The organism is Pseudomonas imrae (genome assembly GCF_046352735.2).
Lineage (GTDB): Bacteria > Pseudomonadota > Gammaproteobacteria > Pseudomonadales > Pseudomonadaceae > Aquipseudomonas > Aquipseudomonas imrae.
Genome location: NZ_CP110853.2, coordinates 444,363 through 457,784 on the forward strand (window position 1 = coordinate 444,363; position 13,422 = coordinate 457,784).

12 protein-coding genes are annotated in these 13,422 nt (G+C 59.6%); 10 read left to right on the forward strand and 2 right to left on the reverse strand.

From position 1 onward, the window contains the following. Positions 1-45: 45 nt before the first annotated feature. Entirely contained in the window at positions 46-2,265 is a 2,220-nt protein-coding gene (locus OQ460_RS02025; protein ID WP_410020259.1) for a primosomal protein N', read from the reverse strand. 256 nt (positions 2,266-2,521) lie between these two features. Here OQ460_RS02025 and rpmE point away from each other — a divergent pair, with 256 nt between their 5' ends. The 3 genes from rpmE to OQ460_RS02040 all read left to right on the forward strand — a co-directional run bounded on the left by rpmE (position 2,522) and on the right by OQ460_RS02040 (position 5,035). Further along, positions 2,522-2,755: a 50S ribosomal protein L31 gene (gene rpmE / locus OQ460_RS02030; protein ID WP_028621753.1), complete on the forward strand. Its 234-nt coding sequence runs from the start codon at positions 2,522-2,524 to the stop codon at positions 2,753-2,755. Positions 2,756-2,828: 73 nt separating this feature from the next. Further along, positions 2,829-3,584, forward strand: coding sequence for a thermonuclease family protein (locus OQ460_RS02035; protein ID WP_410020260.1), 756 nt, complete (start codon positions 2,829-2,831; stop codon positions 3,582-3,584). A 182-nt stretch (positions 3,585-3,766) separates the two neighbouring features. Next, on the forward strand, positions 3,767-5,035 hold the full coding sequence (locus OQ460_RS02040; RefSeq protein WP_410020261.1) for a malic enzyme-like NAD(P)-binding protein: 1,269 nt from the start codon (positions 3,767-3,769) through the stop codon (positions 5,033-5,035). 194 nt (positions 5,036-5,229) lie between these two features. Here the strand turns inward: OQ460_RS02040 and OQ460_RS02045 are convergent, their stop codons facing one another. Beyond that, entirely contained in the window at positions 5,230-7,671 is a 2,442-nt protein-coding gene (locus OQ460_RS02045) for a penicillin-binding protein 1A (protein WP_410021907.1), read from the reverse strand. A gap of 221 nt (positions 7,672-7,892) precedes the next feature. Here OQ460_RS02045 and pilM point away from each other — a divergent pair, with 221 nt between their 5' ends. From pilM to aroB, 7 genes are all read left to right on the forward strand, one after another. Further along, positions 7,893-8,546 carry a type IV pilus biogenesis protein PilM gene (gene pilM, locus OQ460_RS02050; RefSeq protein WP_410020262.1) on the forward strand — a complete coding sequence of 218 codons (654 nt, stop codon included), beginning with the start codon at positions 7,893-7,895 and terminating at the stop codon, positions 8,544-8,546. Continuing rightward, positions 8,546-9,097 carry a PilN domain-containing protein gene (locus OQ460_RS02055; protein WP_410020263.1) on the forward strand — a complete coding sequence of 184 codons (552 nt, stop codon included), beginning with the start codon at positions 8,546-8,548 and terminating at the stop codon, positions 9,095-9,097. Before pilM ends, OQ460_RS02055 begins: the two co-directional genes overlap by 1 nt. Continuing rightward, entirely contained in the window at positions 9,094-9,714 is a 621-nt protein-coding gene (locus OQ460_RS02060) for a type 4a pilus biogenesis protein PilO (RefSeq protein ID WP_410020264.1), read from the forward strand. Before OQ460_RS02055 ends, OQ460_RS02060 begins: the two co-directional genes overlap by 4 nt. Then, on the forward strand, positions 9,711-10,235 hold the full coding sequence (locus tag OQ460_RS02065; RefSeq protein WP_410020265.1) for a pilus assembly protein PilP: 525 nt from the start codon (positions 9,711-9,713) through the stop codon (positions 10,233-10,235). Before OQ460_RS02060 ends, OQ460_RS02065 begins: the two co-directional genes overlap by 4 nt. Before the next feature lie 70 nt (positions 10,236-10,305). Continuing rightward, positions 10,306-11,646 carry a type IV pilus secretin PilQ gene (locus OQ460_RS02070; protein ID WP_410021908.1) on the forward strand — a complete coding sequence of 447 codons (1,341 nt, stop codon included), beginning with the start codon at positions 10,306-10,308 and terminating at the stop codon, positions 11,644-11,646. 4 nt (positions 11,647-11,650) lie between these two features. Then, entirely contained in the window at positions 11,651-12,169 is a 519-nt protein-coding gene (gene aroK / locus OQ460_RS02075; protein ID WP_410020266.1) for a shikimate kinase AroK, read from the forward strand. 147 nt (positions 12,170-12,316) lie between these two features. Continuing rightward, entirely contained in the window at positions 12,317-13,417 is a 1,101-nt protein-coding gene (gene aroB, locus OQ460_RS02080) for a 3-dehydroquinate synthase (protein ID WP_410020267.1), read from the forward strand. Positions 13,418-13,422 lie beyond the last annotated feature (5 nt).

Below are 13,422 nucleotides of genomic sequence, written 5' to 3' on the forward strand. Positions count from 1 at the left end.
TTTCAAAATGTGGGAGCTGGCTTGCCTGCGATGGCAATTTAACGGTCAGTACAAATCCACCGGGTCCACATCCAGCGACCATCGCACTTGCCGGCCGCTGGGCATTTGTTCCAGGGCAAGCAACCAACTACTTAATAGCCGGTGCAGCGGCGCGCGGGATGTAGCTTGCAAGAGTAGCTGGGCGCGATAACGCCCGGCGCGGCGCTCCATCGGCGCGGGCACCGGACCGAGCAACTCGATGCCGGTCAGGCCCAACTCACCGAGCAAGCGTTCAGCCTCACTACACGCTTGATCCAGAAACCCCTCGGCCTGTCCCGGCTTGTGGGCTTCGGCACGCAACAGGGCCAGGTGCGAAAATGGCGGCAGGCCGGCAGAGCGGCGTTCGCTCAGGGCCTGTTCGGCGAAGGCGAAGTAGCCTTGCTCGGTCAACTGGATCAACAGTGGGTGGTCCGCCAGGTGAGTCTGGATGATCACTTTGCCGGGCTCTTCAGCGCGCCCGGCGCGGCCAGCGACCTGGACGATCAACTGTGCCATGCGTTCGCTGGCGCGAAAGTCCCCGGAAAACAGCCCGCCGTCGGCATCCAGGATCGACACCAGGGTTACCCTTGGGAAGTGATGCCCTTTGGCAAGCATTTGCGTACCTACCAGAATGCACGGCTGACCTTTCTGGATCGTTGCGAACAGCTGGTTCATCGCGTCCTTGCGCGACGTGCTGTCGCGGTCCACCCGCAAGACCGGGTAGTCGGGGAACAGGATCCCCAGCCGTTCTTCGGCGCGCTCGGTGCCTGCGCCAACGGGCCGCAGGTCTACCTTGCCGCACTGCGGGCAATGGCGGGGCACCCGTTCGACGTGGCCGCAGTGGTGGCAGCGCAACTCGCCAGAGCGTTGATGCACGGTCATTCGCGCGTCGCAGCGGTTGCATTCGGACATCCAGCCACAATCGTGGCACAACAACGTCGGCGCAAATCCACGGCGGTTGAGGAACACCAGCACTTGCTGGTCGGCGGCGAGCGTTTGGCCGATGGCTTGTTGCATCGGGCCGCTGATGCCGCTGTCCAGTGGGCGGCTTTTTACGTCCAGGCGCAGGAAGCGTGGTTGTTTGGCGCCGCCGGCGCGTTCGTTGAGGCGCAACAGGCCGTAACGCCCGGTGTAGGCGTTGTGCAGGCTCTCAAGTGAGGGTGTTGCCGAGCCTAGCACGATCGGGATGTTTTCCTGGCGTGCCCGTACCAGTGCCAGGTCGCGGGCGTGATAGCGCAAGCCTTCCTGCTGTTTATAGGACCCGTCGTGTTCTTCATCGATGATGATCAGTCCCGGGTTTTTCATCGGGGTGAACAGCGCCGAACGGGTGCCGATAATAATGTCGGCCTCGCCATCCCGTGCCGCCAGCCACGACTCCAGGCGCTCACGGTCGTTGACTGCCGAATGCACCAGGGCGATCCGCGCGTTGAAGCGTTGCTCGAAGCGCGCCAGGGTTTGCGGGCCGAGATTGATCTCTGGGATTAGTACCAATGCTTGTTTGCCGGCTTCCAGGGTTTCGCGGATCAGTTGCAGATAGACTTCAGTCTTGCCGCTGCCGGTAACACCGGCGAGCAGGAACGCATGGAAACTGTCGGCGCCCGCGCTGATGGCCTCGAAGGCTGCGCGCTGCTCCGGATTGAGCGGCAGTTCCGGCTGCGCCAGCCAGTGCTGATGGCGTTCGCTGGGGGCATGTCGGCGCACTTCCACTTGCACCAGATCCTTGGCCAGTAACAGGTCGAGGCTGTCCTTGCTCAGCATCAACTTGCTCAAGAGCTGGTGGGCCACGCCGTGGGGGTGTTGCGCCAGGGTCGCCAGGGCCTCGCGTTGGCGGGGCGCGCGAGCGATGCGCGGGTCATCCAGGCGTGCGCCGGGCGTCATTGACCAGAAGCGTTCCTGGCGGGTCTCGGCCAGTTCCCCCTGGCGCAACAGCACCGGCAGTGCCCAGCTCAGGGTGTCGCCCAGGCTGTGCTGGTAATACTGTGAGGTCCACAGGCACAGCTTGAACAGTGACGGCGGCAAGGGTGGCGTGGCATCGAGCATGGCCAAGGCCGGCTTGAGCTTCTCGGCGGGGACTTCGCTGTGATCGGCGACTTCCACCAGAATGCCGATCATCTCCCTCCGACCAAACGGCACCCGCACCCGCATCCCCGGTTGCAACTGCGACCGCAGCACGCCTGCAGGCGCCCGATAATCGAACAGGCGGCGCAGGGGCGAAGGCAGGGCGAGGCGCAAAATGGCGTCGGGCACGCGTGGGGTTCTCATCGGTTGGAGGTGAAGAAGGTCGCGAGCCTAGCAGACCGGCGGTGAAGGTGTCGTGCTCCCGATGGCGGGCCAGAGTACCTTGGGAGGCACTGTGTGCCCGCAATAACGCCCTGTTTTCTGATGAAAGGGGCGGTTGCGCTGCTTGCGCGTTTAAAAAGGTCTGGTAGAATCCGCGGCCTAATTACGTGCGGTATTCGACAATAGTGTTGAGTGGCGGCACGCTAGCCTCGAGGAATACACCATGAAAGCCGATATCCATCCAGCGTACGAAACCATCGAAGTAACCTGCAGCTGCGGTAACAAGTTCGAAACCCGTTCGAACCTGTGCAAGCCACTGGGTACTGACGTATGCAACGAGTGCCACCCGTTCTACACCGGTAAGCAGAAGACTCTGGATACTGGCGGCCGTGTACAGCGCTTCGCTGATCGTTTCGGTGCCTTCGGTAAAGCTAAAGCTCCTGCTGCAGCTGAGTAAGGTAAACGGCGTGGGAAGCCTGCACGGCTTTTCTTCGTTGGTAAAAAAGGCGTCCCTTGCGGGCGCCTTTTTTGTGTCCGCGATTTGGCTGGCGCCCGCCCAGGCCGAGGTGTTTTGCCCGGCGCTGACCGCCGTCAGTACGGTTGAGGTCCAGCGGGTGGTGGATGGCGATACGCTGCGCCTCCAAGACGGCCGCAGTGTGCGGATGATTGGCGTCAATGCGCCGGAAACCGGCAAGAAAGGTCGTTCCGACGAACCTTTCGCCGTGGCCGCTCGCCAACGCTTGCAGGCTCTGGTTGACGCCAGCGACGGCCGGGTGGGCATGGTCCTTGGTCGTGAGAGCAAAGACCGTTACGGGCGAACCCTGGCGCACCTTTATGACGCCAACGGTGCAAATCTGGAGGCCCAGATACTCGCTGAAGGCCTGGGTTTTCTGGTGGCGGTCGCGCCTAACGTCGATCTGGTTGCCTGCCAACAGGCTGCCGAGCGCAGCGCCCGACAGGCCCGATTGGGGTTGTGGCGTCAGTCGCCGATACAAAAAGTCACGCAGATCAAGCGTTCCGGCTTCGCCGTGGTCAGCGGCCAAGTGAGCAAGGTCGAACGCAATCGTGGCGGAATCTGGATCGAACTGCAGGGTTCCCTGGTATTGAAAGTTGCACCCAATCTGGTGGATCAGTTCGACAGCGCCATGCTCACCCGTCTGCAGGGTCGTCATATCGAGGCCCGGGGCTGGGTGCTGGATCGTTCCCGGCGTGGCGGGTTGAAACGTGGTCAGGCGCGCTGGCTGCTTCCGTTGACCGATCCGGGCATGTTGCAGTCGGTGCCCTGAGAAAAAATTGTAGACATTTTTTCGATTGATTGTGAACAGTTGAGCCCTTGCGGGCCGTGGCTCTTGGCCAAAAGTCGTAGGGCAGGGCCCTTGACACCTGTGACTGCCCAGTCTTGTAGGGACTTTGCGACACGCGTATCCTCGGCGGTCCGTCGTCCAACAGTAAAAAGCGGAATGCCGATATGTCTGATTTGAAAACTGCCGCTCTCGAATATCACGCCCATCCTCGTCCAGGAAAGCTGAGTGTCGAGCTCACCAAAGCCACCGCTACCGCGCGCGACTTGTCGCTGGCGTACAGCCCCGGTGTAGCCGAGCCCGTTCGCGAAATCGCCCGCGACCCTGAACTGGCCTACAAATACACCGGCAAAGGCAATCTGGTTGCAGTCATTTCTGATGGCACCGCGATTCTCGGCCTGGGTAACTTGGGCCCACTGGCTTCCAAGCCAGTCATGGAGGGCAAGGGCGTACTGTTCAAGCGCTTCGCCGGCATCGACGTATTCGACATCGAAGTCGACTCCGAAAGCCCGCAAGCTTTCATCGACACCGTAAAGCGCATTTCCATCACCTTCGGTGGCATCAACCTGGAAGACATCAAGGCACCCGAGTGCTTCGAGATCGAAAAGGCCCTGATCGAGCAGTGTGACATCCCGGTATTCCACGATGACCAGCACGGCACCGCGATCGTCACCGCGGCCGGCATGATCAACGCCCTGGAAATCGCCGGCAAAACCCTGGCCGACGCGAAGATCGTCTGCCTGGGCGCTGGCGCAGCAGCTATCTCCTGCATGAAGTTGATCATCAGCATGGGTGCCAAGCTGGAGAATATCTACATGGTCGACAGCAAGGGCGTGATCCAGTCCGAGCGTACCGACCTGAACCAGTACAAGGCGATGTTTGCCCATCCGTCTTCCAAGCGCAGCCTGGCTGATGCCTTGGATGGTGCTGACGTGTTCGTCGGCCTGTCCGGCCCGAACCTGCTGAGCGCTGAAGGCTTGAAGTCCATGGCGCCGAACCCGATCGTGTTCGCCTGCTCCAACCCGGACCCTGAAATCTCGCCGGAACTGGCTCACGCCACCCGTAGCGATGTGATCATGGCCACCGGTCGTTCGGACTACCCGAACCAGGTCAACAACGTACTGGGCTTCCCCTTCATCTTCCGTGGTGCCCTGGACGTTCGCGCCAAGCGCATCAACGAAGAAATGAAAGTGGCGGCAGCCAACGCCTTGCGTGAACTGGCCAAGTTGCCCGTGCCTCAGGACGTGTGCGATGCCTATGGCGGCGCCAAGCTGGAGTTCGGTCGTGAGTACATCATCCCGAAACCAATGGATAAGCGCCTGATCACCCTGATCTCCGATGCTGTGGCCAAGGCCGCGATCGAGACCGGCGTGGCGACCCTGCCGTATCCGAAGCACTACCCGCTGCAAAGCGTGGATGATGTGTTCAACGGCTAAGTCGTTGTAGCGCACCAACAAAAAGCCCCGGCTCGTAAGAGTCGGGGCTTTTTTGTTGCCTGTGATTACTGACGTCTGGTGCAGAGCCAAATGTGGGGGCGGGCCGCGAAGGCGGTGTGCCAGCCAATGTTCACCGTATTCGCGAGCAAGTCCGCTCCCACATTGGATCTATGCCAGGCCACGGATCCGGGTTATCAGAACAGATCGATTGGCGCCGTCTCATCTGCCGGCAGTGGGCTTCCCGGCGCAATGCCATTGCCCAGCTCACTGACCGACGGTGGTGTGTCTTCGCTCTTGAACATTTCAAAGTACGCATTCGGCGTGCCTGGTGCGGCTGTGCGACCACTGATCGGGTCAATCCGCAAGCTCAGGATGCCTTCCGGTTCCGCCAGGGTATGGTTCGGCTTGTCCTTGAGGGCTGCACCCATGTAGCTCATCCAGATCGGCAGGGCGACGGTTCCACCGTATTCCCTGCGACCCAGGCTTTCCGGCTGGTCGTAACCGGTCCAGACGGTGGTGATGTAATCGGCGTTGTAACCGGAGAACCATGCATCCTTGGATTCGTTGGTGGTGCCGGTCTTGCCCGCCAGGTCTGTGCGGCCCAAAGCCAGTGCGCGACGCCCGGTGCCGCGCTTGATCACGTCCTGCAGAATGCTGTTGAGGATATAGACGGTACGACCATCGACAACCTGCTCTGCCACTACTGGCGTCTGCGTGGGCAGGGCAGTGTCTGTGGGCGCCGCGACGGGGGCAGGCTCGATGCTGATGCCTTCGCCGGTCGGCGCAGCCAGGCCATCACTGGCGGGGGCGGCGTTGGGTACGCTGGGCGGGTTGGCGACGAACAGTGTCTCGCCATTGCGGCTTTCGATCTTGTCGATCAGGTAGGGTGTGACCTTGTAGCCGCCATTGGCAAACACGCTCCAGCCGGTGGCGATTTCCATCGGTGTCAGGGTTGCCGTGCCGAGGGCCAGGGACAGGTTGCGCGGCAGGTCCTGCTTGTTGAAGCCGAACTTGCTGATGTAGTCGATAGTGCGGTCTATGCCCATCGCTTGTAACAGACGAATCGATACCAGGTTGCGCGATTTGTACAGCGCCTCACGGACGCGTATCGGGCCGAGGAAGGTATTGGTGTCGTTTTTCGGTCGCCAGACCTTGTCCAGATACTCATCGACAAACACGATAGGCGCATCGTTGACCAGGCTGGCGGCCGTGTAGCCATTGTCCAGGGCAGCGCTGTAGACGAATGGCTTGAAGCTCGATCCCGGCTGGCGTTTGGCCTGTATCGCGCGGTTATAGTTGCTTTGCTCGAAGGCGAAACCACCTACCAGGGCGCGGATGGCGCCGTTCTGCGGGTCTAGTGAAACCAGTGCGCCTTGGGCGACTGGGACCTGGCTGAACTTCAGGCTGTCGTCCTTCTGGCGTTGCACGCGAATCAGGTCGCCGACCTCGGCCACATCCGAGGCCTGCTTGGGCATCGGCCCCATACTGTTGGTGTTCAAGAACGGGCGGGCCCATTTCATGGTGTCCCAGGCCACGTTTGCTTCGCCGCTGCGGGTTAGCACCTGTATGCCGTCTTTATTCACCTGGGTGACGATGGCTGGCTCCAAGCCACTGATCGAACGCTGCTTGCCCAGCTCCAGTGTCCAGGCACTCAGGGTCTTGCCCGGCAGGCGTGATTCGGGACCGCGGTAGCCATGACGCTGATCGTAGGTAATCAGGCCTTCATGGACTGAGTGGTTGGCGATTTCCTGCAAGTTGCTCGGAATGGTCGTGGTGACGCGGAAACCTTCGGTGTAGGCCGCGCTGCCATAGCGACCGACCATCTCGGCGCGGGCCATTTCAGCGATGTACGGCGCGCTCACTTCCGGCGTCGGCACGTGATAGCTGGCGTTCAGCGGCTCGGCCACCGCCGTCTCATAGGCGTTCTGGTCAATCTTGCCCAGCTTGTACATGCGCCCCAGGATCCAGTCGCGACGCTCCTTGCTGCGGGCCGGGTTGGCCAGTGGGTTAAAGCGCGAAGGGGCCTTGGGCAGGCCTGCGATCATTGCCATCTGTGCCAGGCTGGCGTCCCGGATCGACTTGCCGTAGTACACCTGGGATGCCGCCTCGATGCCGTAGGCACGGTTTCCCAGATAGATCTTGTTGACGTACAGCTCAAGGATCTCGTCCTTGGTCAGTTGGCGTTCGATCTGCAGCGCAAGGAGGATTTCCGTGGCCTTGCGCGAGAAACTGCGCTCGCTGGTGAGGAAGAAGTTCTTCGCCACCTGCATGGTGATCGTGCTGCCGCCCGACTGGATATGCCCGCTTTTTACCAGTTGTGTGGCTGCCCGAATCAGGCTGCTGGGGTCTACGCCATGGTGATTGGCGAAGTTATCGTCTTCGGCCGAAAGCAGTGCATTGATGAAATTGGGTGGGATATCGGCGAAGCGGATCGGGGTGCGGCGCATTTCGCCGAACTCTGCGATCAACTTTTCATCGCTGCTGTAGACCCGCAAAGGAATCTGCAACTGGATACTTCTCAGGGCCTCTACCGAGGGCAACCCCGGACTAAGATAGAGATAGGCGCCGCTCAGAGCGAGCAGCAGCCCGCAGACGATAGCGACAACGGAGTACCCGAAAAACTTCAGCAGACGAATCAAGGCTTTTGGATTTCCAGAGAAAAGAATGAGTTAGACGTCGGGGCAATGCACGACAAGCAATGGAACGACCCGACCTGCAGGTAAAAAGCGGAAAAAAACGCTGGGCATTAAAGCATTTTTCGACTTGGGGCGTCATGGGCGCCGCTCAACCAAACCGACCGAATGCATGAATCCAGACATCGACTACCCCTCAGACAGGGAAAGCTTTAGGGAGTTTTATGGTAAGGGGATTTTTCAGGCGAAAGGCCGAAACGGTTCTGGGCGTCGACATCAGTGACGTGGGGGTAAAGGTGCTGGAGCTGGTTCGTGGGGGCGATGGGTATACGGTGCGCACCTATGCAGCCCAGTCTTTTACGGGGCGTGTCGTGGTCGATCGTAATATCGTTGATCTGGAGGTTGTGGCGCAGGCTGTTTCCAAGGCATTGTCTGGAGCGCAGACGTCGATCAGGAATGCGGCGGTCGCCGTGGCCGGGCCGTCGGTGATTACTCGGATTGTCGAGATGGAGGCCGGGCTCAAGGCTGGCGAGATGGAGCAGCGACTGCGAAATGAAGCCGATCAGTACATTCCTTACCCTTTGGATGAGGTGGCGATCGACTTTCAGGTTCAGGGTCCGTCGAGACGTGATCCTGGTTATGTCGATGTGATGCTTGCCGCTTGCCTCAAGGAGCAGGTAGAAGCACGTGAAGCTGTACTGGCCCTGGCTGGGCTGGCGACGCGAATAGTGGATATAGAGGCGTTTGCCCTGGCGCGGATGACCGATGAGGTGGTCGGCTGTATCACACCGGGGCGTGGGATCAATAGTGCACAATGGGCTGCCGATGCCCAGGGGTTACGTGTCGCCTGCGGTTTGGCCCTCAGGAGTTTCGATTGATGGCAAGAATCAACCTTTTACCCTGGCGTGAAGAACGGGCGGAGCGCCGGCGCAAGTACTTTCTGTTGTTTTTGTTGGCTATCGCGCTTGCTGCACTGGCTGCCATATGGCTGGCAGACCGTGTCATCGACCGGGCGATTGATCGCCAGGTGGCTCGCAACAACCACTTGAACAAACAAGTCACAGTGCTCGACTCGCGGATCAAGACCATTGATGAGCTGAGCGAACAACGCCGGCAATTGATGGCGCGGATGAAGGTTGTCGAGGACTTGCAGGATGATCGCTCGTCGGGCGAACGGTTGTTTGACCAGTTGGCCCGTGCGGTACCCGACGGTGTGCAGTTGCGTGAAGTCAGCGTCACTGGCTCCTCGATCGAAGTCAGTGGAACGGCGGCCTCCAGTCACGACGTTGCCCGCCTGATGCGCAGCCTGGAAGATTCCCCGGGATTGCAGAACCCTGGCCTGCGGCATGTGCGGGCAGACGAGGCTGGAACAGGCAATGCCTTTCAGTTGACAGTTCGCCAGAGGGACTCAGGCGAGGATGAACAATGAGTCCTTCATCCAGCCCACAGAGGCTGGTGAATACGGACTTTTCCATGTTGTGCCGCCGTGCCGGCCAATGGCCCTGGCCTGGTAAAGCATTGCTTGGAGCAGTGCTCGCTGGTCTGTTATGGGCAATAGGGGATGCCTTTTACCTAGGCGACGCGCGGGAACACTTGCATCGTCAGGAGGCGCGGGAGGTAGCGTTACGCGAGCAATTTTCCGAAAAGGCTGTTCAGTCCGCCGATCTCGAAGCCCGTATTCGCCAACTTGAGGCGATGCGCAGCACTTTTGTCGAACAGTTGCATCGCTTGCCGACTGCGTCCGAAGTACCCAGTCTGCTTGAAGACATTACACGCCTGGGGCTGGCCAGCGGTTTGACGCTGGAAGAGTTCAGGCTTCTGGACGAGCATGTCCAGCCCTTCTACATCGAGCTGCCGATTCAGATCATGCTGGTCGGGACCTACCACGACTTGGCGACATTCGTCAGTGGTGTGGCCGAGTTGCCGCGTATCGTGACGTTGCATGACTTTGTCATCCGCCCGGTTGCTTCGCCAGGCAATGGGTTGCTGCGCCTGAAAATGCTGGCCAAGACCTACCGCTACAGCGAGCCGGAGCCTTTGCCATGAACGGCTTCGATATGGCATGTCTGGTAGTGGGCTTGGTATTGCTGGCCGGTTGTGACAAGGGTTCTGATCTGCAAGCGCTGAAGGGGCAGTTGCAGGTGGTTCGTCAGCAGGTACCAGTGCCGCCCGTCGAGGTGCCAGCGGTGGCAACCCGGAGCCGGCATTCTGTCTTCGATCCGGCTTCGATGCGTGATCCTTTCCAGGCGCCAAGCCAACCCGTCGTGCGCCCATCCGGGCGGGCCGGACCAGCACCGAATCCCGATCGTCCCCCGCAGTTCCTCGAGGGTTTTGCCATCGATGACTTCCAGATGGTTGGTACGTTGGCTCTTGGGGTACAGGTTTTTGCCTTGTTGCGGGGGACAGCGGGTGTTCATCGCCTGGAGGTGGGTGATTATCTGGGGCGGGATCATGGGCAAGTGGTTGCTATCCATGAGGGGCAAGTCGATATCGTCGAACTCTTTTCCAATGGCCAGGGCGAGTGGCTGGAGCGCTCGCGAACGTTGGTCTTGAACGTGAACTCATAACGGAATCAAAAAAATGAAAAGGACTTTTTCGTCCTTCGGTGTGGCGCTATGGATAGCGTTCGCAGCACCGATGGCCAAGGCCGTGCCCAATCGGGTCGATCTGATTCAACTTCCACCGCCCGGTGGTGCGCCAATGAATGCGGGGCGCAGTTCGTTTACCGGCGATAAATTATCCCTCAACTTCCAGAACATCGAAGTCCGTGCCGTCTTGCAGCAGATTGCCGATGTTGCCGGCCTCAACCTGGTGGCCGCTGACGATGTGGGCGGTTCGATAACCTTGCGCCTCAAGGATGTCCCCTGGGATCAGGCCTTGGACCTAGTGCTGCAGGCCAAGGGGCTGGACAAACGGGTGAGAGCCAACGTGTTGCTGGTGGCATCGGCGAAGGAGCTGGCTGCACGTGAATTGCTGGCGCTGGAGTCGCGCAAGCAAATGACTGAGCTGGCACCGCTGCGTCGCGAGTTGCTGCAAGTCAATTACGCCAATGCGGCGCAATTGGCCAAGTTGTTCCAGTCGGTGACCGATCTTGAGGGCGCGCGGGAGGAGCGTGGTTCGGTGGCGGTGGATGACCGCACCAATAACATCATTGTCTACCAGACCCAGGAACGCCTGGACGAGTTGCGGCATATCGTTGCGCAGCTGGATGTCCCGGTTCGCCAGGTGATGATCGAAGCGCGGATCGTCGAAGCCAACGTCGATTACGACAAGAGTATGGGGGTGCGTTGGGGTGGGCTGATTCAGAACAAAGGCAATTGGCGCGGTAGCGGCATCAATAAAGGCGCTGCGGGGGATGGCGAGCAGCCAGAGAGCCCGCCCAGTTCGCCGTTTGTGGATCTTGGGGCGGTCAATGGTTCGTCTGGCCTGGGTATCGCATTTATCACCGACAATGTGTTGCTGGACCTGGAACTGACGGCGATGGAAAAAACCGGCAACGGGGAAATTGTCTCGCAGCCCAAAGTGGTCACATCCGACAAGGAAACTGCCCGAATCCTTAAAGGCACCGAGATTCCCTATCAGGAGTCCAGTTCCAGTGGTGCGACCTCAGTGTCCTTCAAGGAAGCCTCGTTGTCCCTGGAAGTGACACCGCAGATCACTCCTGACGACCGGGTAATCATGGAGGTCAAGGTCACCAAGGATGAGCCCGACTACCTGAACAAGCTCAACGACGTACCGCCGATCAAGAAAAACGAGGTGAAAGCCAAGGTGTTGGTCAAGGATGGCGAGACCATCGTCATTGGCGGAGTTTTCTCCAATACCCAAAGCAAGGTCGTAGATAAAGTGCCATTTCTGGGCGATCTGCCGTATCTTGGCCGCCTTTTCAGGCGCGATGTTGTCTCGGACAAAAAATCCGAGCTGCTGGTATTCCTGACTCCGCGTATTATGAATAACCAGGCGATTGCTGTGAGTCGTTGATTCTGTGCGAAATTTGATTCTTGTTGGACCGATGGGGGCTGGAAAAAGCACCATCGGCCGTTTGCTGGCCAAAGAGCTGCGCCTGCCATTCAAAGACTCCGATAAGGAAATTGAATTGCGCACGGGTGCCAATATCCCGTGGATCTTCGATAAAGAAGGTGAACTGGGCTTTCGCGACCGCGAGCAAGCGATGATTGCCGAACTGTGCGGCTGCGATGGAGTGGTCCTGGCCACCGGCGGTGGCGCGGTGATGCGCGAAGAGAACCGTCGGGCGCTGCATGCTGGTGGTCGGGTGGTGTATTTGCATGCGTCTGTCGAGCAGCAAGTGGGTCGCACCGCTCGCGATCGCAATCGCCCGTTGTTGCGCACAGCCAATCCCGAGAAAACCCTGAGGGACTTGCTGACGCTACGCGATCCGCTTTATCGGGAAATCGCCGATCTGGTGGTGCAAACCGATGAGCGGCCACCACGAATGGTAGTCCTGGATATTCTTGAGCGTCTCCAGCAACTGCCACCCCGTTAAAGCCAGGACCGAAATGCGCTATTCTCGGCAACGCGACATCACCGTCCGGTTTATGGCGTAGAGCAATCAGGCAGCGTCGGATCTCGAGGTTGTCGACAATGTTAATGCAGGGCGGGAAGCCTGCTTCCATCTTCAACGCGGGGACACATGCAGACACTTAAGGTCGATCTTGGCGAGCGTAGCTACCCGATCCACATTGGCGAAGGTTTGTTGGACCAGCCGGAGTTGCTTGTACCGCATATTGCCGGGCGGCAAGTGGCGATTATCTCCAATGAGACGGTGGCGCCGCTCTATCTTGAGCGTCTGAGCCGCAGTCTTGAGGCGTATTCGGTGATCTCGGTGATTCTGCCGGACGGAGAGGCCTTCAAGAACTGGGAGACCCTGCAGTTGATCTTCGACGGGCTGCTCGCTGCTCGTCACGACCGCCGCACCACGGTTATCGCCCTCGGTGGCGGTGTCATCGGTGATATGGCCGGCTTTGCGGCGGCCTGTTATCAGCGTGGCGTGGATTTCATTCAGGTACCCACGACGCTGTTGTCCCAGGTCGATTCCTCGGTGGGCGGCAAGACCGGGATCAATCATCCGATGGGCAAGAACATGGTTGGCGCGTTCTATCAGCCCAATGTGGTGCTGATCGACACGGCGACCCTCAACACCTTGGCGCCGCGCGAACTGTCGGCGGGCCTGGCCGAAGTGATCAAGTACGGCTTGATCTGTGACGAGCCGTTCCTTGCCTGGCTTGAAGAGCACGTCGACGCGTTGCGCAACCTGGATCAGGCGGCGCTGACCGAGGCGATTTCCCGTTCCTGCGCGGCCAAGGCATTGGTAGTCAACGCCGACGAACGTGAGTCCGGTGTGCGCGCGACCTTGAACCTGGGGCATACCTTTGGCCACGCGATCGAAACCCACATGGGCTATGGTGTGTGGCTACATGGAGAGGCTGTGGCGGCCGGTACGGTAATGGCCATGGAAATGTCGCAACGCCTGGGCTGGATCAGTGTCCAGGAGCGTGACCGCGGTATTCGCTTGTTCCAGCGTGCCGGGTTGCCAGTCATTCCCCCGGAGGAGATGACCGAGGTCGATTTTCTCGAACATATGGCGATAGACAAAAAAGTGATCGACGGTCGTTTGCGTCTGGTGCTGTTGCGCCGAATGGGCGAAGCGGTGGTGACCGACGATTATCCGAAAGAGATTCTACAGGCCACGCTGGGAGCGGATTACCGCACCCTGGCCCAGCTTAAAGGTTAACCAGA